23 protein-coding genes are annotated in these 25,908 nt (G+C 39.3%); 12 read left to right on the top strand and 11 right to left on the bottom strand.

Translation table 11 applies throughout. The features are described from left to right. Positions 1-19: 19 nt before the first annotated feature. Positions 20-1,300 (top strand): OprD family outer membrane porin, encoded by a 1,281-nt coding sequence (locus F984_RS12795; RefSeq protein ID WP_004709883.1) that lies wholly within the window; start codon positions 20-22, stop codon positions 1,298-1,300. A 251-nt stretch (positions 1,301-1,551) separates the two neighbouring features. Continuing rightward, the gene (locus F984_RS12790) at positions 1,552-3,750 is read left to right on the top strand and encodes an OsmC domain/YcaO domain-containing protein (RefSeq protein WP_004709882.1); all 2,199 of its coding nucleotides are present in this window, start codon (positions 1,552-1,554) and stop codon (positions 3,748-3,750) included. Between the two features lie 64 nt (positions 3,751-3,814). Here F984_RS12790 and F984_RS12785 read toward each other — a convergent pair whose 3' ends face one another. From F984_RS12785 to F984_RS12770, 4 genes are all read right to left on the bottom strand, one after another. Then, positions 3,815-5,485, bottom strand: coding sequence for a GMC family oxidoreductase (locus F984_RS12785; protein ID WP_004709881.1), 1,671 nt, complete (start codon positions 5,483-5,485; stop codon positions 3,815-3,817). 28 nt (positions 5,486-5,513) lie between these two features. Continuing rightward, positions 5,514-6,407, bottom strand: coding sequence for an alpha/beta hydrolase (locus tag F984_RS12780; protein WP_004709880.1), 894 nt, complete (start codon positions 6,405-6,407; stop codon positions 5,514-5,516). Between the two features lie 72 nt (positions 6,408-6,479). Beyond that, entirely contained in the window at positions 6,480-7,334 is an 855-nt protein-coding gene (locus tag F984_RS12775) for an SDR family NAD(P)-dependent oxidoreductase (RefSeq protein ID WP_004709879.1), read from the bottom strand. A 44-nt stretch (positions 7,335-7,378) separates the two neighbouring features. Beyond that, on the bottom strand, positions 7,379-8,866 hold the full coding sequence (locus tag F984_RS12770) for a flavin-containing monooxygenase (RefSeq protein WP_004709878.1): 1,488 nt from the start codon (positions 8,864-8,866) through the stop codon (positions 7,379-7,381). 136 nt (positions 8,867-9,002) lie between these two features. On the opposite strand from F984_RS12770, the gene F984_RS12765 reads away from it, so the two are divergent. Further along, positions 9,003-10,016, top strand: coding sequence for an AraC family transcriptional regulator (locus F984_RS12765; protein ID WP_004709877.1), 1,014 nt, complete (start codon positions 9,003-9,005; stop codon positions 10,014-10,016). Positions 10,017-10,027: 11 nt separating this feature from the next. Here F984_RS12765 and F984_RS12760 read toward each other — a convergent pair whose 3' ends face one another. The 4 genes from F984_RS12760 to F984_RS12745 all read right to left on the bottom strand — a co-directional run bounded on the left by F984_RS12760 (position 10,028) and on the right by F984_RS12745 (position 14,417). Then, the gene (locus F984_RS12760; RefSeq protein WP_004709876.1) at positions 10,028-10,903 is read right to left on the bottom strand and encodes a class I SAM-dependent methyltransferase; all 876 of its coding nucleotides are present in this window, start codon (positions 10,901-10,903) and stop codon (positions 10,028-10,030) included. A 111-nt stretch (positions 10,904-11,014) separates the two neighbouring features. Beyond that, entirely contained in the window at positions 11,015-12,538 is a 1,524-nt protein-coding gene (locus F984_RS12755; protein ID WP_004709875.1) for a flavin-containing monooxygenase, read from the bottom strand. Between the two features lie 23 nt (positions 12,539-12,561). Beyond that, on the bottom strand, positions 12,562-13,395 hold the full coding sequence (locus F984_RS12750) for an SDR family NAD(P)-dependent oxidoreductase (RefSeq protein ID WP_004709874.1): 834 nt from the start codon (positions 13,393-13,395) through the stop codon (positions 12,562-12,564). Between the two features lie 62 nt (positions 13,396-13,457). Further along, positions 13,458-14,417 (bottom strand): metal-dependent hydrolase, encoded by a 960-nt coding sequence (locus F984_RS12745; RefSeq protein WP_004709872.1) that lies wholly within the window; start codon positions 14,415-14,417, stop codon positions 13,458-13,460. Between the two features lie 524 nt (positions 14,418-14,941). Here F984_RS12745 and F984_RS12740 point away from each other — a divergent pair. Next, positions 14,942-15,565 (top strand): TetR/AcrR family transcriptional regulator, encoded by a 624-nt coding sequence (locus tag F984_RS12740; RefSeq protein ID WP_002156858.1) that lies wholly within the window; start codon positions 14,942-14,944, stop codon positions 15,563-15,565. 61 nt (positions 15,566-15,626) lie between these two features. On the opposite strand, the gene F984_RS12735 is transcribed toward F984_RS12740, so the two are convergent. Further along, a complete protein-coding gene (locus F984_RS12735) occupies positions 15,627-16,349 on the bottom strand; it encodes a pirin family protein (protein WP_004709870.1) in 723 nt (240 codons plus the stop codon). A gap of 511 nt (positions 16,350-16,860) precedes the next feature. Here F984_RS12735 and F984_RS12730 point away from each other — a divergent pair. The 6 genes from F984_RS12730 to F984_RS12705 all read left to right on the top strand — a co-directional run bounded on the left by F984_RS12730 (position 16,861) and on the right by F984_RS12705 (position 23,642). Then, positions 16,861-17,823 carry a metal-dependent hydrolase gene (locus F984_RS12730; protein ID WP_004709868.1) on the top strand — a complete coding sequence of 321 codons (963 nt, stop codon included), beginning with the start codon at positions 16,861-16,863 and terminating at the stop codon, positions 17,821-17,823. Positions 17,824-17,888: 65 nt separating this feature from the next. Continuing rightward, the gene (locus F984_RS12725; protein ID WP_004709866.1) at positions 17,889-18,719 is read left to right on the top strand and encodes an SDR family NAD(P)-dependent oxidoreductase; all 831 of its coding nucleotides are present in this window, start codon (positions 17,889-17,891) and stop codon (positions 18,717-18,719) included. Between the two features lie 23 nt (positions 18,720-18,742). Beyond that, a complete protein-coding gene (locus F984_RS12720; protein ID WP_004709864.1) occupies positions 18,743-20,293 on the top strand; it encodes a flavin-containing monooxygenase in 1,551 nt (516 codons plus the stop codon). 369 nt (positions 20,294-20,662) lie between these two features. Then, positions 20,663-20,890, top strand: a complete 228-nt coding sequence (locus tag F984_RS12715) for a hypothetical protein (RefSeq protein WP_004709863.1) — start codon at positions 20,663-20,665, stop codon at positions 20,888-20,890. Positions 20,891-21,212: 322 nt separating this feature from the next. Beyond that, the gene (locus F984_RS12710) at positions 21,213-22,532 is read left to right on the top strand and encodes an NCS2 family permease (RefSeq protein ID WP_004709861.1); all 1,320 of its coding nucleotides are present in this window, start codon (positions 21,213-21,215) and stop codon (positions 22,530-22,532) included. A 111-nt stretch (positions 22,533-22,643) separates the two neighbouring features. After that, on the top strand, positions 22,644-23,642 hold the full coding sequence (locus F984_RS12705) for an adenosine deaminase (RefSeq protein ID WP_002156878.1): 999 nt from the start codon (positions 22,644-22,646) through the stop codon (positions 23,640-23,642). A gap of 42 nt (positions 23,643-23,684) precedes the next feature. Here F984_RS12705 and F984_RS12700 read toward each other — a convergent pair whose 3' ends face one another. Beyond that, positions 23,685-24,242, bottom strand: coding sequence for a cytochrome b (locus F984_RS12700; RefSeq protein ID WP_004709858.1), 558 nt, complete (start codon positions 24,240-24,242; stop codon positions 23,685-23,687). 240 nt (positions 24,243-24,482) lie between these two features. Here F984_RS12700 and F984_RS12695 point away from each other — a divergent pair, with 240 nt between their 5' ends. After that, the gene (locus F984_RS12695; RefSeq protein WP_002156817.1) at positions 24,483-24,860 is read left to right on the top strand and encodes a hypothetical protein; all 378 of its coding nucleotides are present in this window, start codon (positions 24,483-24,485) and stop codon (positions 24,858-24,860) included. Between the two features lie 66 nt (positions 24,861-24,926). Next, complete coding sequence (gene rnhB, locus F984_RS12690; RefSeq protein ID WP_000495832.1) at positions 24,927-25,493, top strand: ribonuclease HII; 567 nt, start codon at positions 24,927-24,929, stop codon at positions 25,491-25,493. Between the two features lie 69 nt (positions 25,494-25,562). On the opposite strand, the gene csrA is transcribed toward rnhB, so the two are convergent. Then, positions 25,563-25,817 (bottom strand): carbon storage regulator CsrA, encoded by a 255-nt coding sequence (gene csrA, locus F984_RS12685; RefSeq protein WP_000906487.1) that lies wholly within the window; start codon positions 25,815-25,817, stop codon positions 25,563-25,565. Between the last annotated feature and the right edge of the window lie 91 nt (positions 25,818-25,908).

Here is a 25,908-nt window from a genome sequence, read left to right as displayed (position 1 = left end):
TAAATAGTTGAGTTAAAAAATGAAAAAGACACCATTATGGGTGGGGGTATGCTTGTGCCCATTATTTAGTCAAGTTGTGCATGCCGAGTTTATAGCAAACAGTAAAGCTGAGCTGACACTGCGTAGTTTTTACTTTGACCGAGACTATAAAAAAGACCCATATCCCTATACCGCAGCTAGAGATTGGGCACAGGGTTTAATTTTTAAAGGACAGTCGGGTTATACCGAAGGGACAGTTGGTTTCGGTGTTGATGTACTGGCAATGGCAGGTTTTAACCTGATGGGAAGCCGTGCTGATGACTATGCGCGTAGTGGCTTACTCCCAGTGAATACCGATAACTCGCGTGATGATTATTATGGAAAAATCGGCATTACAGGAAAGGCTAAATTTAGAAAAAATGAGCTTTTTGTGGGCGATTTGGTTCCACAATTGCCAACCATATTTTCATCGCCAGCGCGTTTGTTCCCTCAGACTTATCGCGGTATTCGCTTTGTTTCAAATGAAATTCCAAATCTTCAACTCGAAGGTTTTTATGTCGACGAAGTGCGGCAGCGCGATTCCATTCGTTATACCGATGTTGGAACAGACAATATCAATCATCGTTTTGACAAAGCTGCCACCACTGACTCGTTTTATACTTTAGGTGGAAGTTATCAGTTAAAAGACTATCGTTTACGGGCTTACCATGCTGAACTTAAAGATATTTACCAGCAACAGTTTTTAGGCTTTAACGGAAAACAACCTTTAAAAGATCAGCTTAATTTTTTAAGTGACGTGCGGTTTTTTAATAGCGAAGAAACGGGCAGCAAAAAAATTGGAGAAGTTGATAACCGACATATTAGTGGCTTATTTGGTTTTAACTATCAAAATCATACGGTTTCTTTGGGCTATATGCAGTCGTTTGGCTCGACTGGTTTACCGTTTTTGTCGGGAACTGAAAGTCCAGTCGTGCTTGATTTTATGAGTTCGGACTATTCAAATAAAGATGAAAAAGTCTATTCGATTCGTTATGAATATGACTTTAAAAATGCGCGGGTAGGTGATGTTTCATTAAATGGACTGCGTTTTATGACTCGCTATGCAAAAGGCGAAAACATTGATTTACTGCAATATGGCGATCAGCGTTTTAAAGAAGAATCGATGGAGTTTGATTTGGGCTATAAAATTCCTGAAGGTAAATTAAAAGGCTTAGGAGTGCGGGCCCGCTTTTCTCACTACCGTAATGATATGCCAACGAATATGACCTTCCACTCGGCAAATGAAACGCGTTTGAATGTTGATTACACCTTTAAATTTTAATGCTCAATATTTATTAAATTAAAGATAAGTTAAAACATTGTGACCATCAATGTTTTAACTTTAGTTATCAACTTCACAAAATCACTCTATAATACCGCCAATCCTATTAAAGCCCATTGAGTCGTTCATTAAACACATGGCTTTAATCTCTCATTTTTTTAAGTCAATTTCTTCGCTGTGATTCGGCTTATTTTTCAATATTTAGAATTTTATGTGTCTGTGCTGACACATAAAAATATTTAGGTGCCAGCATGGAAATCAAGGTTAATTATCTCGACAATCTTCGACAGGAAGCTAAGTTCGATGACTTTACGGTAATTGCCGATCAACCAATTCGCTACAAGGGTGACGGTTCGGCACCGGGCCCATTTGACTACTTTTTAGCATCATCAGCATTGTGTGCAGCGTACTTTGTAAAAGTGTATTGTGCAGCTCGAGATATCCCAACCGATAATATTCGTTTATCGCAAAATAATATTGTTGATCCTGAAAACCGCTATAAGCAAACCTTTAAAATTCAAATTGAATTACCAGCCGATATTTCAGAGAAAGATCGCCAAGGGATTTTACGTTCGATTGACCGCTGTACTGTTAAAAAAGTCATTCAAACGGGTCCTGAATTTATTATTGAAGAAGTTGAAAGTATTGATGCAGATGCACAAGCATTGTTATTGCCAAGCTTAACTTCAGAAAACCATACCTATATTCAAGGTAAAGATTTACCATTAGAAGAAACCATTGCCAATATGTCTGCTATTTTGGCAAATTTGGGCATGAAGATCGAAATCGCGTCTTGGCGTAATATTGTTCCAAATGTATGGTCGTTACATATTCGTGATGCGCAGTCTCCGATGTGCTTTACCAATGGTAAAGGTGCCACTAAAGAAAGTGCTTTGGCATCTGCATTGGGCGAGTTTATTGAGCGTTTAAACTGTAACTTCTTCTATAACGACCAGTTCTGGGGTGAAGATATTGCCAATGCTGAATTTGTGCATTATCCAGATGAAAAATGGTTTAAACCGGGTCCAAATGGTGAATTACCTAAAGAAATCTTAGATGAATATTGTCTTGAGATTTACAACCCAGATGATGAGTTACTTGGCACGCATTTATATGATACTAACTCAGGCAATATAGAGCGTGGCATTTGCTCGCTACCTTTTGTGCGCCAGTCTGACGGTGAAGTTGTATATTTCCCATCAAATTTAATTGAAAACTTGTACTTAAGTAATGGTATGAGTGCAGGCAACACTTTGGCAGAAGCTCAAGTTCAATGTTTGTCTGAAATTTTTGAACGTGCTGTAAAACGTGAAATTTTAGAAGGTGAAATTGCACTTCCAGATGTTCCTGAAGACGTATTAGCAAAATACCCAAGTATTGTGGCTGGTATTAAAGGCTTAGAAGAGCAAGGTTTTCCTGTATTAGTTAAAGATGCATCATTAGGCGGTCAGTTCCCTGTAATGTGTGTAACTTTAATGAACCCGCGTACGGGTGGGGTGTTTGCATCTTTCGGTGCGCATCCAAGTTTTGAAGTTGCGTTGGAACGTAGTCTGACCGAATTACTTCAAGGCCGTAGTTTTGAAGGCTTAAATGATTTACCTCAACCGACTTTCCAAAGTAATGCAGTGACTGAGCCGAATAACTTTGTTGAGCACTTTATTGACTCAAGCGGTTTAGTTTCTTGGCGCTTCTTTAGCTCTAAATCTGACTATGACTTTGTTGAATGGGATTTTTCTGGCGAAGGCGAAGAGTCGAATGCAGAAGAAGCTGCAACTTTGTTCGGTATTCTCGAAGAGATGGGTAAAGAAGTGTATATGGCAGTCTATGAGCACTTAGGTGCGACCGCTTGCCGTATTTTAGTTCCTGATTATTCAGAAATTTATCTTGTTGAAGATCTGATTTGGGACAATACCAATAAGGCACTTGCATTCCGTGAAGATATTCTAAATCTGCATCGTTTGGATGATGAACAGCTTGAGGCGTTGGTTGAGCGCTTAGAGGAATGTGAGCTAGATGATTACACTGAAATTACCACACTCATTGGCATCGAATTTGATGACAATACAGTTTGGGGACAGCTCACAATTTTAGAACTGAAATTGCTCATTTATGTTGCATTACAACAATTTGAAGAAGCAAAAGAGCTTGTCGAAACTTACTTGCAATATAACACCAACACCGTTGAGCGTGGTTTGTTCTATCAATGTATGAACGTGGTACTTGAAGTAATATTAGATGAAGAACTAGAGCTTGAAGACTACCTGACTAACTTCCGCCGTATGTTTGGTGACACACGAATGGATGCGGTATTAGGTTCTGTCGACGGTAGCGTTCGTTTCTATGGTTTAACACCAACAAGCATGAAACTAGAAGGACTTGATCGCCATTTACGTCTAATTGAGAGTTATAAAAAATTGCATGCAGCTCGTGCTAAAGCGGTAGCGATGTAATTTAAGAAACTAAATAAAAAAGCCTATTTTTAAATAGGCTTTTTTTATAAAACAACTTGCTAGTTTAGGCAGAGGCTTTCGTGATCTCTATGGTTTCTTCCGTTATTGGATAGTCTGGTTGTTCATCCAAAGTGTGTTTAGCCGGAATATAAGACATTGCACGTTCTGCTAGAGCAGTAATGGTTAAACTTGGGTTTACACCTAAATTGGCACCCAACATAGAGCCATCTACAACATATAAATTTTTATAGTTAAACACACGATTTTTGCCATCGACTACACCTTGTTCTGGGCTAGATGCAATCGCGCAGCCTCCCATACAGTGAGCAGTAAAAGGCACATTAAATAAAATTTCGGTAATGGTCGTTATTGGGTGGCCATTAAACATTTTGGCGACTTTTTCAGTAAAGGTATTAGCTTGCGGAATATAAACAGGAAGCTTTTTCCCTTCACTCGACAAAACCTTGCCAAAAGGCCAGAACCAATTGCGTTTTAAACGCATATTAATTGAGGCATCGGCAGTTTGCATTACTAAGAAAATTAAGGTTTGACGTGCAAAACCAACAGGGTTGCTCATACGTAAGAATATAAGTGGATGGCTAATGAGTACCCATAACCAATAAAAAATACGTGTCCAACCTGGTTTACCTTTTGCCATATACGTACACATGAGACCCATAGCATCGGAACCACTTTGGTAGCGAGTCGCTTCAATATGAGTATCATGGTCAATATAGATGCTTGAACCAATTGCAACGCCCTTACTCATATCGACATCTTTATCAAAGAAACGAACCCCTAAGATAGACTCCGCATTGGTACGTACCCGATTACCCAAATCATCAGAAATATTTGGTAGAGAACCAGATTGTTTTAAGCGGAATAGCATTTCTTGGGTGCCCAAAGAAGATGCCGAGAAAATTACGTTACGAACTCGCCAAGTACGACGTTGTTTGTTAAACCATGAGCTTGAGCATTCAGTTGTGACTTCATAACCATCACTACCATCGACTTTGCCATTGAGCGGTTTAACATCAACCACTTTGGTTTCTTCATAAACCTTGGCGCCATTTTTTTCGGCAAAGTACAAATAATTTTTATCTAGAGTATTTTTTGCATTGTGTTTACAACCTGTCATACAGCCACCACATGCTGTACAGGTGCCACGATCTGGTCCTTCACCGTTAAAATAAGGGTCTGGATAAGTCTTTCCACCTTCTTCGCCTTCGGGAGGAAAAAAGGTTGCAACACGAGTCGGTTTAAAGGTATGGCCTACACCTACCGCTTCACCCATTTTCTTTAACATGTGATCGGCAGGGCCCAGAATTTTATTATCAGTCACTCCAAGCATACGTTCTGCTTCGGCATAGTGCTGCGGCATTTCATTTTTCCAGTCCGCCGCATCTGCCCATGTGCCTTCATCCCAAATGTGTTCGGGTGGAACGAGCAGGGTATTGGCATAGGTAATTGAGCCACCGCCTACGGCATTACCGCAAATAATAGTGACATGGCGAAAAAAACGCATATTGAAATAACCAAAAAGTTTCATACCCGGACGCCAGATCCAGCGGCGTGTGTTCCAGTTATTTTTAGCAAAATCTTCAGCTTTCCAACGACGCCCCATTTCCATTACAGCAACTGAGTAGCCTTTTTCGGTAAGACGGCAGGCAGAAACACTACCGCCAAAGCCTGAACCAATGATGAGATAATCATAGTCATAATTGTTTAATGCCATGCCAAAGGCTCCTGTCTAGTGATATTTTTTATATTGACTGCATATGTTTATCAATGAATTGTCCAATGCCCTTAATTGAGTCATCGGATTCTTTTAGTATACCTGCATGGAATTGAAAAACGTGCCCAACTTTGTCATAAATCTTAAATGTGGTCGGAATACCGCATTTTTCGGCTTGTTCTGCAAGACGTTTTGCATCATCTAATAAAACTTCTTCGGTACCAACATGGATCAGAACCGGTGGTAATCCGGTTAAGTCAGCATAAAGTGGGGAGCAGGTCGGATCGGTTGCCGATTTTGGGCCGCAATAGTTTTTTGCACACCAAACTAACCAGTCTTCTGAGAGCATTGCATCTTGAGCAGCATGAGTTTTTATTGTGTTTCCTGAAAGACTTAAGTCAACCCAAGGTGAAAGTAAAACTAACGCCGCTGGTAAAGGTAAACCTGCATTCCTTAGCGCAATAACGGTACTTAAGCTCAGTCCGCCACCGGCAGAGTCACCAGCAATCACAAGTTTTTTCGGGTCTTGTCCTTGAGCAAGTAAAGCTTTATAGACTGCAATGCTATCTTCAATAGCAGCAGGGCTTGGATGTTCTGGGGCTAGGCGATATTCAGCTAACCAGACTTGTGCTTGAGCTACATGTCCGATCTGAGCGGCAAGTTTAGCGTGACTTTTGCTACTGCCCACTACATAGCCACCGCCATGCAAATACAAAATGCCGAGCCCTGATTTGGTCGTTTTAGGCTGAATATGAACTGTCGGTACTTGAGCAATATTTTGCTTTTTAGTTTGATAACCACGTGGCCCAAGCACAATAGCACTGGCCGCATCGCTACAAAAACGTTGTAATTTCACTGGCGTTTTAGGAGATAAAGCCGGGCGTAGTGTGGTACGAATGGTCCATGCGAGAAGTTGCTTCATAATAAGCACTCATACTAAGCAGGTGAGATTAGTCAGCATCTCTGAAAATCAAGAGTATGCTGACCACTATTTTTATTTTGCTGACTTATTAAGTAGTCGAGTTTGCCAAGCAGTCGCGGTTGCAAAGATCTTTTGGTAGCCTTGCGGAAGAATACGCTGAATTACATCAACGGCTTTTGCATCGGCTCCAATAAGTAAACGGCGACGGTTCTTACGAACAGCCTCCAAAATTTGCTGAGCTGCATCATCAGCAGGAGTGCGAAGTAATTTATCGAAAGCGTCTTGGCTTTTTAGCGGGTCCATTCCTAAAGACTGGACGCTATTGTTCATACGTGCAGCTTTGGCAATATTGGTACGAATACCACCCGGATGCACACAAGTCGCGCTCACACCAGCATTTTGCATATCAAGTTCTTGGCGCAATGATTCAGTAAAACCACGGACGGCAAATTTACTTGCGTTATAAGCACTTTGGGTCGGTTGAGCTGTTAAGCCAAACATACTGGAAATATTAATAATATGCCCATCACCACTTTGCTTTAAGTAAGGCAAAAATTCTTTGGTGCCATAAACCACGCCCCAAAAATTAATACCAATGAGCCATTCAAGATCTTCGTAGCTCACACCTTCAGCTGTACTACCTATTGCGACACCAGCATTATTAAAAATCAGGTTAACTTGGCCATGCCCATCTACAACTGCCTTTGCCCAAGTTGCAACTTCATCACGTTTAGCGACATCAACTTTTTGAGTGGTGACTTTGACAGAATAGGGTGCTAACAGTTCGACTGTTTTGGCTAACCCAGCTTCACTAATATCAGAAAGTGCCAGATGACAGCCTTGTTTAGCGAGTGCTATGGCAATTGCTTGTCCAATACCTGAACCCGCACCTGTCACAGCTGCGACTTTATTTTTAAAAGACTTCATAAAATTCTCCGTTTATTTTTCTCATTTCCTATGGCGAAGCTTATTTAAGAAATAGCCGACACCTGGGTGTAGTTTTCAATGTCAAAGCGACGAGTGCGTTGACGATATTCAAGAGTGAAACCCGGCCAGTTATTGGTATTTTTACCATCAGCAGTTTGGTACCAACTGGTACAGCCTTGCGCCCACACCGTTTTTTTCATTTTCTCTTGGATATCTTGATTAAATTCATGTTGAATTTCGGCACGAATGTTGGTGAACAGCAGGTTATTTTTCAAAGTAGTGCGCAGCGCATCTAAAATATAATTCACCTGACTTTCAATCATATAGACGATTGAGTTATGCCCGAGGTTGGTATTTGGCCCATACAGCATAAAGAAGTTAGGGAATCCGTTTACTGTCAGGCCTAAATAAGCTTCAGCACCATCTTTCCATGTTTCTTTTAAGGTGCGACCATCAAGTCCAGTAATTTGCATTGGCGCCATAAATTCAGTCGCCGTAAAACCTGTACCGTAAATAATGGCATCAACTTCACGTAGATTTCCTTCCATGTCTAAAATGCCATGTTCGGTAATTTCTTGAATGCCTGTATCAATCACATCAACATGAGGTTGAGTCAGTGTTTCATACCAGTGGTTAGAAATTAAAATACGTTTACAACCAATTGGATAATCCGGCATTAAGCGGTGACGTAACTTTCCATCTTTAACAACTTTTCGAATGTGGCGCTGGAATAAATATTCCACCAAAGGCATTTCATTGAGTGAAGTTGTAAAAGCAAGTAGGCGAATTTCATGATGACCATATTGCAAGGCACGGTCCAGACTTTGCAAGATCGGCAGTTTACGGAAAGCTTTTTTCTCTAAAGGTTGATAAACCCGATCTGGTTTAGGAATGACATACGGTGCCGAGCGTTGATAAACGTCTAGGTGAGCCACTTGTTTTGCAATTTCAGGTACAAACTGAATCGCGCTTGCGCCTGTGCCAATGACTGCAACGCGTTTACCTGTTAAGTCATAGTCATGCTCCCAGCGTGCTGAGTGAAATGCCTTACCTTTGAAGTTTTCAATACCTTTAAGTTTTGGATAGGCAGGGCGGTTGAGCTGGCCTACCGCGCCCACTAAAAATTCTGCTTCAAACTGTTCACCAGCCGTACTTTGGATATGCCATACGCCTTGCAAAGCATCAAATTCGGCGCTGGCTATTTCAGTATTAAATTTGATGTGCGGACGAAGATCATATTTATCGGCACAGTGACGCAAATATTGATAAATCTCTTGAGATGTCCCGTAGCGATTTTTCCAACCAAGTTCCTGTTCAAAAGAAAAAGAATAAAGATGCGACGGCACATCACATGCAGCACCCGGATAAGTATTGTCACGCCAGACACCACCTACATCGGCAGCTTTTTCAAATAGAGTAAATTGTTCAAAACCTGCTTGTTTGAGACGAATGGCAAGTCCTAGACCACCAAAGCCAGTGCCAATAATGGCGATGCGTACATTTTTATTTGAATTAGACGACGAATTAAACATAGGCTGCTCTAAAATCCTTAAAAACAGTGAGCGAAAAAATCGCAATTTCCTGTATGCAGAATAGACGTTTATTAACTTGATTTAGAGGATGGATGAGGACAAAATATTGTGATTCGAGGACATTCTGAGCGATACAGTGAAGTATGCATGGGCATTTGAACGCAGTGTACATAGTGTTCGGTTAATGGCTGATTTCGCGATGGAATCAGGCATCTCTTATGAGACGATTTTAAAAGGAACTGGGCTTAGCCAACAACAATTACTTGACCCTAATATGGTGGTGACAGGCCATCAGGAATTACAGTTGATTCATAACTTGGTTGAGCAACTAGGAGACAGACCGACATTAGGCTTAGAAGTGGGCACACGCTATCATTTCACCACATTTGGGCCATTAGGTATGGCTCTGATGAGTAGCGCCAGCATTCGCGAAGCACTAGATTTGGCTTTAACCTATTTCACTTTAACTTTTGCTTTTACTCGCTTTGAGGTGTCGGATACACCAGGAGGAATCCGTATCGAAATTGATGAGCAAGATATTCCCTTATCAGTACGTCAATTCATTATTGAGCGCGATGCGGCTGCGCTCATTACGGTACAGCGAGATTTGGTGCAGGATAATTTTTGCCAATATTTGGCTTTTTCTTTTCAACCTAAAGGCGATGCAGAGCCTTATCGGAATTTATTTGGGGTTATGCCGGAATTTGGCGCAGCCAAAAGTTTTGTGATTCTTGATCCGCAAAAAGTAGACCAGAAGCTACTTATGGCAAATGATTTAGTTTTACATACAGCCGAAGAACAATGTCGTCAAATATTAGAAAAACGCCAATCACAAAATAAATTTACAAACTTAGTGCAACAACAGCTAATGAGTACGCGTGGGGAAATGCCATCTATGGATATAGTTGCTGATCGACTGCATTTAAATACAAGAACCCTGCGCCGTCACTTGTCATTAGAGGGAATGACTTTTATTCAAATTCGTGAAGAGGTTAGACAGGTTTTAGCAGAGCAATATTTGGCGTTACCAAAAGCTTCGGTTGAGCAAATTGCCGAATGGTTAGGTTATGCAGAGCCTGCCAGCTTTATTCATGCTTATAAAAGATGGCATGGGAAAACACCTCATGCCATGCGGTTAAATAACCAATAATCCAAGTATCTTTATTTTTTCAAACGCAAATGCAATAAGCGCGTCGCTGATGTATGGCGTATATTATCGGCACGCTTATAAAAATAACGTGCAGTAATAGCTTCACCAGATAGGTCTTCAACCACTTCAAAGCCCATGTTTTCAACAGCTTGGTGTAAATCTGAAGGTTTAAATTGACCTAATAAAGGTTCTTTCAGTAAATGGGTAAACTGTGCAACCCCCATACTTCCAAGACGCTCAATACCGTTTAGCTCCTGAAAATCGGTTGAATAGTCGAGTACTACTTCGCTACCGTTTGCAGCAAACTCCGCAATACTTTTTAAAGTTTGCAGCGTAGTTTCCGGTTTTAAATAATGAGTGGTACCTAACCAAGAAAAAAAAGCAGGCTCCTGTCGCAGATAGCGACTCCGGGCAAGCGCCTCAGAGATAGATTCTTTTTCAAAGTTAATAGCAACAAATTCAACAGTAGTAGGAATATTTCCTAATTTTTTGAGTTTGGATTGTTTCGCAGCTTGAGTATCAGGATGGTCCACTTCAAAAATTTTTAAAGTTGGGTAATGTTGTGACTCACGTAATACAAAAGAGTCTAAACCCGCCCCAACCAAAACATATTGCTCAATATTGTGTTGAACAGCCTGATTAAGTAAGTCTTCAGCATAACGTGATCGGCCCACAACCTGCCCACTCAATAAACCTAAGGTACGGTTTAAAAGGGGAGAATTCATTAATTTAACAATGAGCGGTGTAGATAAAAGCTTTTTCCAACCCTTACTGGTCATTTCAAAAGCATAGGGGTCTGAAAATACAGGGTTTGTCGTATTTTTAAAGTGATTTGCGCGTAAGGCAGCGGCGGCTTCGGCAGTGCGGCTTGATTGACCTTCTTTCATTTTTAACCTGTTCTTTTATTTCTTGAAGATATAATGAAAAAGGCAGTGTATTTTATCAAAAACAAAAATACACTGCCTATTACTTACAACTGATTTGGTCAAAATTACAAATTAATGTGTTTTTGACGTTTGATATATGACGTCATAATCTTTCAAATCTAGTTTTTTCAAGCGTTGTTTCAGCTTTTTCAATGACCACGGCCATGCTGCAAAGTTGCGACCGTTAGCATCAAGGTAATAACTCTTACAGCCACCACTATTAAATACAGTGGTTTGCAGATGCTTTTGTACCAAGTCGTTGTGCTTTTTAATCACATCAGACTTAACGTTTAGTTTGCTAATCCCTTTGTTTTTAATTTTTAGCAAGCCATCTACAATATAGTCGAGCTGTGCTTCTGCCAAGCCAATAAACGAGTCATAAACCAGTACGTTTGGTCCCAAAACTAAGAATGCATTTGGTACATTTTCAATGTTGGTTCCTAAGTAAGCTTCTGGTGAAGTGTTTTTCCATAAATCATTTAAACGTTGTCCTTTTTCATTAAACACACGTTTACCGATTGGCGGGTGAGATACTTCAAACCCGGTGCCCCAAATAATCACATCAACTTCGTGGCGTTCACCATTGGCAGCAATCACCGTATTTCCTTCAACTTTCACTAAACCATGTGGAATAAGCGTGGTATTCGGTGCTTGTAGTGCAGGGTAGTAATTGTTAGCAAACAAAATACGTTTACAACCAATATCAAAATTAGGCGTTACGTTTTTACGTAACTCAGGGTCTGCAATTTGAAGTTTAAGTAATTGCTTGCCGAGTACATTTACTGGTTTTAGCGCAAGTGGGTTACGTAAACCAAAGTTAATTGCATTCAACGTTAGCGCTACACTTTTACGCCAGCTTGCCTGAATCGCTGGATATTTGGCAATGACGGATTTACTCAACTCGCCCAAGTCGGTATCTGGTTTTGGTAGTACCCAAGGTGCTGTACGTTGGAACACAAATAGCTCTTTTGCTTTGGGTTGAATTTGTGGCACAAACTGAATGGCAGATGCACCTGTACCAATTACAGCAATGCGTTTACCAGTTAAGTCATAGTCATGGTTCCATTTTGCCGAATGGAACATTTCACCAGTAAAGGTATCTAAACCTTCAAGACGTGGAATTTGTGCTTCGGTAATTGGGCCTGTTGCAAAAATAACAGTTCGCGATAGATATTGACCACTAGTTGTATCAAGTACCCATAAATGGCGTGTTTCGTCCCAAGCAGCATTGAGCAGTTCGTTGTTAAACTCAATTTTAGACGTGATATTAAACTCGTTACTTACATCTTCTAAGTAACTTAAAATTTCCGGTTGGCGTGCAAATAAGTGACTCCATTTTGCACTTGGGGCAAACGAGTAAGAATACAGAGCTGAAGGTACATCGCAGCCACAGCCTGGATAGGTGTTTTCACGCCAAGTACCACCTACACGTGCTGCTTTTTCAATAATTTTGTAGTTGGTATAGCCCACTTGGTCGAGACGAATTGCTGCGGCAATACCGGAAATTCCGGCGCCCACAATAAAGGTATCGTAAATATGGCTAGGCGAATTGACAGCTTTTTTTGCTGATGCATTTGTTTTCATTTGAGCAGTCATATGGGTACTACCTATAAAATTTCTTATTTAAATAATTTGTACGATGTACCAAGGAATTTGGTATACAAGCTTGGAGATGCACGTTTCATGAGCCAGAACAACTTCGCGTCGATTTGAGGAATGGTATAAAGCTCATCCTGATCAAGACGGTTAAGTGTGAGTTTGGCGACATCGTCACTTGTGGTGAGTGCGTAGTTCATGAGTGCATGGTCTGCAAGCTTGGAATAACGGCCCGGAATACGACCATTTTTAATGATATTGGTGGGTACTAAAGTTGGGCAGAGCACATTGACTTTAATGTTAAATTTACGAAGTTCGGCCGAAAGTGTTTCAGATAGCGCACGCACACCCGCTTTCGTTACGTTATAAGCAGTCATTTCTGGAGCAGCAGTGTAAGATGCCGCCGAAGCCACATTAATAATCGCGCCGTAACCTAACTTTTTAAACTTTGGTACAAATGCATGGCAACCATGAATAACACCCCAAAGGTTAATATTCATGACCCAGTTCCAGTCTTCTAGACTGAGTTCGTCAAACTTACCGCCTAATCCCACACCTGCATTATTAATAACAAGGGTCACAGGGTGACCAAGTAAAATTCCAGCAGTTTCAGCTAGGTGGTTCACTTGTTCTGCATTACCCACATCGCAGCGCATGGCAAAAGCTTTTGCGCCTTCTTGTTCAAGAAGCTTTACCGTTTCTTCTGCGGCTTCTAAATTAATATCTGCACACACTACGCTACCACCACGTTTTGCCAGTTCAATTGCAAAACTCCGACCAATCCCACTGCCTGCGCCAGTCACAACGGCATAAGCTTTTTGGCTTGGTTTAACTTTCTTTTTACCAAATAAAATCATGATTCATCCCGAAATAGATTTAAGGAAAACCAGCCATTGAGTAGTGACTGGTTGCAAGCCAGTTAAGACAAGCGTACAGGCGGTGTAAATTCCTTCACAAAGTAAGGCGCAATTGCACCTCCTTCGTTCAGTAATTTGTCTTTGTAGTACTCTAGATATTCAGTGGTGTCATGATCATTTGGGTGGAAGTCAGGGCGTAAGTAATCGAAAATTTGGCCAATCGTGCTACCGAATACGCCATCTTTTGGACCAAAGATAAGTCCCACACCACGGCGAGCATCTTTCCAGAATTTTCTAGTCAGCATTTCCTGTGGTTTTCTTAAAACAGGAATAAACAAGGTAGTCGTAGGGATTAGACCTAAAATAGTAAAGAAAGCTAAGAAGAAGCCAGAAGCTCGTAGTGGGTAGCTACCATTGAGTAATTGATAAACATCATAGGCAATATCTTTATGCTCAGATTCTTCAAGCATATGCCACATCCATAGTGCACGGCTTTTGGCATCGTCTGAATAGTAAAAGTTCTTCTCATGTTTCATCATGTATTCGGCAAGTACCGCTGTAAAATGCTCAATACCAGCCATCATCGATAATTTAAGCGGTTGTGGGAATTTTAAGAACACATATTTAAAGAAGTTCTCGCCCAAGAAACGGTATAAATCGACAGGATACTCAACATCTTTAAGTGCATCGTTATATTCATTGTGCAACTTAGAGTGAATTGCTTCTTGACCAATCAATGAAGTAACACGCTGTTTTAAAATCGGGTCTTGAATAAATTCACGGTGGTGACGTGCAGTCTCGATCACCAAATCTTCACCATAGGTTAGAAATACTGAAAGCGTAGCAAAAAACAAGGTGGCAAATTGATTGTTCATATAGAATTCAACATCAATCTCTTTACCATCAAACCCGATCTTTAAATGACGGATTGGAATAGATCCTTTACTGGCAAAATCTGGTAACTCGATTTCACGGTAAAATTTGAGTTTGTTTAGTGATTTTTTAACTGTGGTCGAGATCATGGCGACACCTTCAGATCAATCAGTGATAGTGCAGCTACGTCGAAAACCAAAAGCTTTGATTTCCAACAGGGCACTGTAAATTCCATTTTCAAAAAGCATTTTCTGTGCTTACTGACTACGGTGATGTTGCTCCGTTATTTGTTTGATTATTTGACTGAATAACGGAAAAAGAGGGGAACTTGATAAAATGAATCAACCTCTTTTTGGATTTTTTCATGTTAATCTGAGTTTATGTTCGGATTCAATTCGGGTAACTTTTTAAGTTTTATAAGCTCCCATCTAATGCATGAATAGAATAAAAAAATAGTTTTTTAATTTATTAATATATTGATTTTTATTTAAATAATTTAAATTTATTTAAAAATAATTACCTGGTAATAAAAGAGCTCATAAGTATGTTTAGCTATGCTCCTATAAAAATTACTCTATGAAATTTGACAACTATTCGGATTTTGTTTTTTTATTAGGGTGGGGCTAAATTACATGCTAACCTGAGCTTATGTTCGGATTATTAATAAGAAAATATGTCTACGCGAAAACCCCGTCAGGCACGAGCCAAAGTCACTGTCGATACCATTATTGAAGCAGGTTTTATTGCCGTAGCTTTGCATGGACCAAGTGGTACCACCACACGTCATATTGCGGAAATTGCAGGGGTGAGTGTGGGGTCTCTCTATGAGTATTTTAAAAATAAAGAAGAAATTTATGATGCGATGAATCACTACTTTGTGAGTGAAATTCTCGACATGATTAAAGAGCTAACCCCCACAATTTTAGAGTTGGAGTTAGAGCCTGTCATTGAAATGATTTTTTATACGTTCAGTGATTTATTAAAGAAAAATAATGACCGTTACTTAACCGTTTTACGTTACGCAGGTGAGTTGCAATACGACAAATATATTCCAAAAATTGAACAGGCTTTAATGGAAGTCATCATGAAATATATGATGCATAATCCTAAATATTTAAAAATTAATAATTTACCTGTAATTACCTATATTTGTATTAATAGCGGTATTTTTAACGTAGCAAGGCATCTTATTTTACCTAACCCATTTATTAGTTTTGATGAAATGGTGCAAGGGTTAACAACTATGATCATGAGTTATATCAACACTGAAATGGCACGCTCGGAAGACCATTCATAATTTTTCTTTTTAATAAACATAAAAAAACACCTGCGTATATTTCGCAGGTGTTTTTTGTTGATTATGGCATGGTTGGAATTTCTTCAGGACGCATATCAAAAATCAGAATTTCAGCGTTGTCACCATTAGTAAATGATAACTTGCCTCCATCACGAATTCGTGCAGCATCACCTGTATTAAAGGTTTTACCGTTTACATCAATACGGCCTTTTGCCACATGTAGGTAAACATAACGACCTTCTGGAATTGCAAATTCTGCTGTTTCTTCACCATCAAAAAGACCTGAATAAATATTAATGTCTTGTTTGATGGATAAAGTTTTTTCGCCACCTTCTGGTGAAATCATCAAGTGCAATTTACCGCGTTTGTCTTCCTCGGAAATATGCAATTGTTGATAGCCCGGTGTTGTGTTCACTTCATTTGGAACCACCCAAATTTGCAAGAAGTGCACGTTTTCTTGAGCAGAGTGATTAAATTCACTATGTGCAACCCCACGGCCTGCGCTCATTAACTGAATATCACCAGGCACAATAACCGAACCTGTGCCCATTGAATCTTTATGTTCTAACGCACCTTCAAGCACATAAGAAATAATTTCCATGTTGCGGTGAGGGTGAGTACCAAAACCTTTTGATGGAGCAACCGTATCGTCATTAATCACAAGCAAATCTGAAAAGCCGACTTGTTTCGGGTCCCAATAATTTGCAAATGAAAACGTGTGTTTTGACTGTAACCAGCCATGATGTGCTGCACCACGCTCATGAGATAAACGCATATCAAACATGATTTATTCTCCTCATCCAATTTTTTTCTCTGAATGCAGTTTATCGTTTTCATTTATGCAATAAAGCTCTAAAAACAGAAAGCTTAGTGTGATTTTTGGAACGCTGAAATTTTGATATGAGATGCGAGGAAGAGTAGGCATAATATTTCATTTTTTATCTTTTAAAGCCATATTTTTATCATTTAAGGACAAATGTATTTTATTTAAATAATTATGAATAAGAGTAGGTTATATAAGTTGTTTGAAATAATCAAAAAATATTTAAGTTGGCAAAAAGTTTCAAAGTAGGTTGGCTTTTTTTGTCCTTGTTCGAGTGGTACATCAAGCGCACTATTTAATCTGATTTGGTGAACTTAACAACACTTAGGTTCATAAAACATGGCAAGGCAGAGGTATTCGAGCAAATTTTTGTTCTAGAGCAGTTAAAGATTGCAAGAAATAATCTAAAGACAACTTTACCTGTTTGATTCGACGCTGCCTTGTATTTAACAAATTTTATAGGGTGTCAAAAATGGTCGCTCAAGCTATCCGAAATATTATTTCTCCTAAATCAGTTATAGCTCAGTATCAAAAGATAGATTTCTCAAATAAAGGAACTATCCCAATACGCCATTTAAATATCGGATTTGATGGTAAAGAAATTGATATCGAGTTTTACGTCAACAACCAGTTTGCAACATTGTTCTTTGCAACGCTTTCGGTTTTCTTGACCTATGGTGAAGATTTGGTGATCGAGACTGCTCGTCACCACCGTGAATTTATTCAAGACCCGATTTTAAAACAGCGAGTTACTTCTCTCATTGGTCAAGAAGCCATCCATTCAAAATTGCATAATGAGTTCAATGATGCAATTAAAGAGCTGGAATATCCGGTCGATTTCTACCGTTTCTTAGGTGAAAACTTCTTTAAATATGTATTTTTAAAATTCCCACAGCCGTTAAAGCTTTCACTTATGGCGGGTATTGAGCACTTTACGGCAGTACTTGCCGAATACATGATGAAGCATGAAAAGAATTTCTATTATACCGACGATGCCAAAAGCCGTGCGTTATGGATGTGGCATATGCTTGAAGAATCTGAGCATAAAGACATTGCTTATGATGTCTATCAGGTTTTAAACGGTAACTATCCGTTACGTGCAACCGGCTTTTTAATGGCTTTCATCACTATTTTAGGACTTATTCCAACAGCAACTTTATTTGTACCCGTACTACGTAAACCACAAGAAATGCTAACTAAGAAATTCTGGAAAGATGCACGTCGTGGCGTCAACTTAATTTTTAGTCCAAAAGATGGTGTATTTGGTAGCACTATTGGCCAGATTTTTGATTACTTACGTCCTAACTTCCACCCAAATGATCATGACACGACCGAATACCTTGAGTACTACAAAAACAAATTACTTAACGAGGGCGGTGCTATAGCGCCTTACTTTGTGAAGGAATTTACACCACCAGTTCGTGCAGTTTCATAAGCGTATTAGTCATGGCAGTAATACGAAAATTACTGCCGTCTCCCTAAAGTTTTTTAGGATTTACTATGATTTTATTTGGTAAGAAAGACCAGCCTAGCCGAAACGCATATGCGGTCGTAACTGGGGCAGGCAGTGGAATTGGTCGTAGCTTTGCAGTTGAACTGGCGAAGCGCGGTGGCAACGTAGTATGTGCAGATATTAATTTAGAAGCTGCAAAAGAAACTGTAAAGTTAATTGAACAGCTTGGACAAAAAGCATTTGCAGTCCAGTGCGATGTTGGGCAAGCAGAACAAGTACAGGCTTTGGCTGATCAAGCAGAACAGTTACTTGATCATCCAGTAACACTCATCATTAATAATGCTGGCGTAGGGCTAGGTGGCAAATTTGATGAAATGAGTTTGGAAGACTGGAAATGGTGTATGCATGTAAATCTATGGGGTGTCATTCATGGTTGTCATGCTTTCGTACCGAAGCTCAAAAAACTAGGTTACGGTGCAATTATTAATGTAGCTTCTGCAGCATCGTACACGGCTGCTCCAGAAATGAGTGTCTACAATGTAACGAAAGCCGGTGTATTGGCATTATCAGAAACCCTTTCAGCCGAGCTACGCAAATTCAATATTAAAGTGAATGTGCTGTGCCCAACTTTGGTACCTACCAATATCATTAAAAATGGTCGTATTCCGGGCCGTTATTCCAAGCTTGCAGACCATGCACTCATGAACTACGCCATGACAACCAGTGACGCAGTTGCGGCTTTAACATTGAATCGATTAGATCGAGGGCAGCTCTATACCACGCCACAGATCGACGCCAAATTATTCTGGCTTATGAAAAGAACGTCTCCAACGCTATATGCAAAGTTCCTTGGGCTTTCGTATCAGCTATTTAAATAAAATTTTGTATAGGCAGAAAAATTATGGTCACTAAACCTAGAACAAATACACGCACACGTAAAACCCAAGAAGTTGCACATGTTTATGACACTTTTATTGTCGGTGCAGGTATTTCTGGCTTAGCTGCAGCAATTAAGCTAAACGAAGCAGGCTTAACCAATTTTAAAATTATTGAAAAAGCCAGCCGCGTCGGTGGCACTTGGCGTGAAAATACCTATCCGGGCTGTGGTTGTGATGTACCGTCGTCACTTTATTCTTACTCCTTTGCCCCAAGTGCAAAATGGAGCCATTTATTTGCACGCCAACCGGAAATTTTAAGTTATTTAGAAGATGTTAGTCGTGAGTTTGATATTGAGTCCTTAATCGAATTCAATACCGAATTATTAAAAGCAGAGTGGGATAACCAAAAAAATATCTGGAAGCTAGAGACAAGCTCTGGTTTGTATATCGCTAAAACAGTTTTATTTGCTACAGGCCCAATTACTGAAGCCCAGATTCCACGTCTTGAAGGTTTAGATACCTTTACTGGTGAAATGTTCCATTCGGCAAAATGGAACCATGATTATGATTTAACTGGAAAACGGATTGCTGTAATTGGTACAGGTGCATCTGCCATTCAGTTTGTGCCACAAATTCAACCTAAAGCCAAAGAGTTGTTTGTATTTCAACGTACAGCACCTTGGGTACTACCGAAGCCCGATACGGACTTGGGCGAGTTGAGTAAATCTGTCATTGCCAAATATCCAGCTATTCAAGCGACTTGGCGACAGACTGTGGCGGGTACTTTAAATGTCATTAATTTTGGCCTACGCAACCCAAAAGCATTAAAACCTGTCAATTTTGCTGCAAAACAATTGTTAAAGCTCCAAATTAAAGATCCAGTCTTGCGTAAAAACGTAACGCCTAATTTCGATATTGGCTGTAAGCGTATTTTGTTTGCCAATAACTATTATCCAGCGTTACAGGCACCTAACACGACGCTTATTCCACATGGTCTAGTTAAAGTTGAAGGCAATACGGTGATTGCTGCCAATGGTGAACGCCACGAAGTTGATGTGATTATTTGGGGTACTGGATTTGAAGTGTCTCATCCCCCTATTGGTAAACGTGTACATAACGAAAAAGGGGAATGTTTGGCTGAGCTTTGGAAAGACTCCTCACCAGAAGCTTACTTAGGAACTAACATTGAAAATGTACCTAATGCATTTCTTATGCTTGGGCCAAATGTTTTGGTCTATGACTCATTTATTGGTCTTGCCGAAGCACAACTGCAATATATTATAGATGGTTTGCTACAAATGAAGGCAAAAGGTATTGCTAAGCTTTCAGTGAAATCAGAAGTGATTAAAAAGCACAACGACTTGGTACAAAAACATCTACAAACCACAGTATTCAATAGCGGGGGATGTAAAAGTTACTATCTCGATGCAAATGGTCGCAACTTCGCGGCATGGCCATGGTCGTTAAAAAAGCTTAAACAGCGTTTACATCATTTAAAGTTAGAAGAATATGATGTGATTTATGAAGCTGATTTGATAAAGGCAAAACCTAAAGCTGAAGAAGTTGCTGGTTAATGACTTTATAAAAGCCCATTTTAATTTATTGAAATGGGCTTTTTATTATTTAATAGATTGAACAATGAATTAAAATTCGACAAATAATTTAATGAAGTTAAATTGAAAAATAAATTTAAATATACTTAAAAATAAAAGTAGATGAATAAGGCTATATAAATTTTTGTTAAAAAAATATAGTTATTTTTAAAAATGAATTTTTAAGTGAAAAGTATTATTTTTACTCTTTTTTAAAATTGCAAATTAGAAAACATTTTTTATATCAATAGATTGAGTGATTAATAATTATTGTAAATAAATGTGAAAATATTCACAAACTGGTTATTTTTTGTTAAGATCATTAACATTAAAAACATAGAGATAATAATAATGATCAATAAAGTATTAATAGTGTTGTGTGTGAGTATCGTGTTTGTACTAGGGTACTGGGCGTATTTAGATACCCAAAATAAAAGACATCAAGAGCTCATGAGGATTATTCAGGAAGCTGAAAAAAATTTGCAAACAATTGAGCGCAATCCTAATCGTATTAGTCATAGCAATTTAGCTTCATATAATTTGCAAAAATATATCAGCGATAAAAAAGTGTTTTTCTAAGCAAAGTAGTCATTATTATTTGCTTTAAAAACTGTGCCATTGATCATATCTTTTCATAAATTTTGATCATGTTGCTTTTGAATCTGTTAAACTTATTGAACGTATAGTAAAAAAGCTGCATAGGGGTTATGCAGCTTTTTTGTGTTTCAAGAGGGGCTGTGGCTATTTTCTGTGTATGACAGCAGAAATCGAATGAGTGGCATATTTGTTGCTTCGTCTATTGAAGATTTTTGTCTAGAGATCTGATCAGAAAAACAAGATTGCTCAGATACCTACATAGAAGTACATATTCCACAGCTCAGATTTTGCATAGAGGCTACTTATGGCGGCGCCCAATTCTTCGGCAGGCTGGTTAGAGCGTTTATTTAAGTTAAGCGACAATAAAACCACGTTTCGAACAGAAGTTCTTGCTGGTGTAACTACGTTTTTAACGATGTGTTACATCATCATTGTCAATCCACTCATTTTATCTGAAACCGGCATGGATCATGGCGCCGTATTCGTTGCGACCTGTTTGGCAGCAGCAATCGGTTGTTTAGTGATGGGTATTATTGCCAATTATCCAATCGCATTAGCACCGGGCATGGGGCTTAATGCTTATTTTACCTATTCGGTATGTATGGGTATGGGGGTGCCATGGCAGACAGCTTTAGCTGCTGTTTTTGTTTCAGGCGTTGTATTTCTTGCAATCAGCTTCTTTAAAGTTCGTGAAGCGATTGTTAATGCAATTCCAATGTCGCTTAAATTTGCGATAGGTGGTGGTATTGGCTTATTCCTGGCGCTTATTGCGCTAAAAAATGCCGGAATTATTGTTGCAAATAAAGCAACATTAGTGGGTTTGGGCGATATTAAACAACCTACTGTACTACTGGCTTTATTTGGTTTTTTACTTATTGTTGTTTTACATCAGCTTAAAGTCCGTGGTGCCATCATTATTAGTATTTTAGTAGTGACAGCAATTGCGACTGCTTTAGGTTTAAATGAATTTAAAGGTGTAGTAGGGCAGATTCCTTCAATTGCACCAACATTTATGCAAATGGACTTTAAAGGTCTGTTTACTGCAAGTATGGTGGGTGTGATCTTCGTATTCTTTATTGTTGACTTGTTTGATAGTACGGGTACTTTGGTAGGTGTTTCACACCGTGCGGGCCTTTTACAAGATGGCAAATTGCCACGTTTGAAAAAAGCACTATTTGCTGACTCTACTGCAATTGTTGCTGGTGCAGCATTAGGTACATCATCAACCACGCCATATATTGAATCGGCTTCAGGTGTAGCAGCAGGTGGACGTACAGGTTTAACTGCAGTAGTGGTCGCTTTCTTATTTATCTGCTGTTTATTCTTGGCACCTCTTGCTCAATCTGTGCCAGGTTTTGCAACAGCTCCAGCTTTATTGTTCATTGGTGTACTCATGATCCAAGGGATCACTCACATCGATTGGGATGATATTACAGAAGCTGTTCCAGCCTTTTTAACGATTGTATTTATGCCATTTGCGTACTCAATTGCAGATGGTATTGCTATGGGCTTCATCAGCTATGCATTAGTTAAATTATTCACAGGTAAGGCAAAAACTGTTCCATACATGGTATGGATTATTGCTGCTCTTTGGGTATTTAAATTTATCGCTTTTGGCGGTTAATATGATTTTTCATAATTTTCTTCTAGAACTATTTTAGTGATAGAGATATAAGAAGGAAATTATAGAAGGGTGTGCTTACCACACCCTTTTTTCTTTAGATGTGGAGTTAATATGAATCAAGTCGAGCTGATTCAGGCCTTACCAAAAGCCGAGTTGCATGTGCATATTGAAGGGACGTTTGAACCTGAATTAATGTTCGCTATTGCACAGCGTAATCAGATTCAGATTCCTTACAAATCTGTTGAAGAAGTAAAGCAAGCTTATAACTTTCATAATCTTCAATCATTTTTAGATATTTACTATGCTGGTGCAAATGTTCTTGTTCATGAGCAAGATTTTTATGATTTAGCATGGGCATATTTTGAGAAATGTGCAGAAGATCGTGTCGTTCATACAGAAATGTTCTTCGACCCACAAACTCATACCGACCGTGGTATTGCGTTTGCAACGGTGATCAATGGGCTTAAACGTGCATGTGCTGACGCAAAAACCAAATTTGGTATTAGCTCTCAGCTTATTATGTGTTTCTTGCGCCATTTAAGCGAAGAAGCTGCATTTGAAACGCTTGAACAAGCTTTACCGTTTAAAGAAGACATTATTGCTGTTGGACTTGATTCAAGTGAAGTAGGACACCCACCAGCTAAGTTTGAACGTGTTTTTGCTAAGGCACGTGAGGAAGGATTCTTAATCGTGGCTCACGCAGGCGAAGAAGGCCCACCTGAATATGTATGGGAAGCTTTAGACTTGCTCAAAGTAAACCGTATTGATCACGGCGTGCGTTCTGAAGAAGACGAACAATTAATGGCTCGTCTAATTAACGAAAAAATGCCATTAACGGTTTGTCCTTTAAGTAACTTAAAGCTATGTGTCGTTAAGGATATGAAAGATCACAACATCCGCCGTCTTTTACAAAAAGGCGTACATGTGACTGTTAACTCGGATGATCCTTCATATTTTGGCGGTTATATGAATGATAACTTTATTGCTATTCAGCAGGCCTTAGATTTAAGTAATGATGAGTTGAAGCAACTCGCAATTAACTCTTTTGAAGCCTCTTTCATCTCAGATGAAGAGAAGCAAAAGTGGATTTCAGAAATCCAAAAAATCTAAATAAAAAAACCGCCTGTGATAGGCGGTTTTTTAACATAGAATTTATTTAGGCTGTTTGGTCATACTGTTTAAAACATTATCTTTATCGACAAAGTGATGTTTTAAAGCTGCCAGAACATGCCCAACAATAAGTAAACCTGCAAACCACGAAATATAAATATGTAATGGTTTAACAATCGCTAATATCTCGGGGTTATCTTGTACTAAACGTGGAATTTCAAATAAATATAAAACAGGGGCAGGATGACCAGCACTCCAGCTAAATAAACATCCTGTCACAGGTAAAGCCACTAAAATCACATAAAGCAATAAATGTCCGATGTGAGCTAGGGTTTTCATAGTGGGTGACATGGTGTCAGGGAGTTGTGGGGCTGGGTGGGTGTAACGCCAGAAAAGGCGAATAACTACTAGAAAAATAATGGTTGTGGCAATGTTTTTATGTAGTGTAATGACATCACCTTTAAAGCTACCATCAGCATCGTAACTTAAAAAGTTTCCACTATAAAAGCCAATCACCCAAGCGGTAATGAAAATGATTGCCATGACCCAATGCAGAATCTGTGCAGTACGGGTGTAGTATTGAGAGGATGAGGCAAGCATAAAAGACCCTATTTTTTTGTCATTTTAGTGCTAGATTTTATGAGAAAGGGTTGATTTTGAGAAATGTTGTTCTCGTAACGGAGCGTGCTATAAACAGAACGCTTTAATTGAAGAAACATAGTCAACTTGAGTTGGAAAATAACAGAGTTAGATTGCACAAATGCATCAATTTATTTGTTTCTTCTAAGCACAAGTTTAGGCAAAATACGCGCTGCTTACGTTCGATCAAAGGAAAAAATGATGAAAAAATTGATGCTTGCTATGGCACCAGTTGTTTTAGCTTTAACGGCATGTGCGACCACGCCTGGTGCAGGTTCTACAGAAACAGCAACTCAACAGTTAGGCATGACTGCATTAAAAGTGGCTGTAAACGCGAAATGTATTACAGAAATTAATAATGTTGCTGCATGGAAAACAGCAACCAAGCTTATGACTGCTGAACAACGTGATAGTATTCAAACTAATGTTTGTGGTTGCGTAAGTGAAAAGGCACCAAACAGTGTTACAGCAGTTGATTTGGCTACTGCTGCACTTGACCCTGCGGCACGTGCAACAGTTGTAAATCAGGTTGTCTCTAATACTGTAAACGCTTGTGTAGCAGAAGCTTTGCAAAAGTAATTAATAATTTGAGTTTCAAAGAAGGCTGACTCATATTGATCGGCCTCTTTTTTTATTGGAGTATACATGTTTGTTGCAGGCGTAGATGAGGCGGGGCGAGGCCCACTAGTGGGTTCAGTTGTTGCTGCAGCTGTTATTTTAGATCCGAACAATCCAATTTTAGGATTAAACGATTCTAAAAAATTAACTGAAAAGAAACGTGAAAAGTTGTTTATCGAAATTCAGGAAAAAGCTTTGGCATGGTCAATAGCAGAAGCTACCCATGCAGAGATTGATGAGCTGAATATCTTGCAAGCAACTTTTTTGGCTATGCAACGTGCCGTGGATGGTCTAAAAACACAGCCTCAAAAAGTCATTGTAGATGGCAACCAAATTCCAAAAGGCATCATTATTCCTTGTGAAGCGATTGTCGGAGGGGATGCGAGCCATGCCGAGATTAGTGCAGCGAGTATCTTGGCAAAAGTCACACGTGATCGACAAATGGCAGAATTAGATCAGCAATATCCATTATTTGGTTTTGCCAAACATAAGGGTTATCCAACTAAAGCGCATTTTGAAGCGATTGCAGCTCACGGGGTAATCGATCAGCATCGTCGTAGTTATGCACCTGTAAAACGTGCATTAGGGCTATAAATTTATATACTCCCAAAAAATTTAAAGCGACTATAAAGTCGCTTTAATTAGGGAGAGAATAACTTCATACTAACGATTGAAGTTTTTCTGTGCATAATTATCATCTTCATATGAAACTTGATAATCTTGATCAAGATGTTGAAGGTGTTCATGCATTGCACGTTCATGTTGAATACGTTGATAAATTTCTTCGCGATGAACAGAAACCTCTTTTGGCGCATTCACACCAATTCGAACCTGGTTTCCTTTGACGCCAAGCACAGTAACACTGACTTGATCCCCAATCATTAATGTTTCCCCGACACGGCGGGTCAGAATCAGCATGTTTATCTCCTTGCTAAACGCTTAAAACTGCAATATTGGTACCCAAATAAAAAGCTCAACCTCAGTTTTCAGTCAGATTCTAACAGAAATA

Source organism: Acinetobacter nosocomialis NIPH 2119 (genome assembly GCF_000368085.1).
GTDB lineage: Bacteria > Pseudomonadota > Gammaproteobacteria > Pseudomonadales > Moraxellaceae > Acinetobacter > Acinetobacter nosocomialis.
Note: the sequence above shows the minus strand (reverse complement) of the source record. Positions and strands in the feature narration are given on the sequence as shown.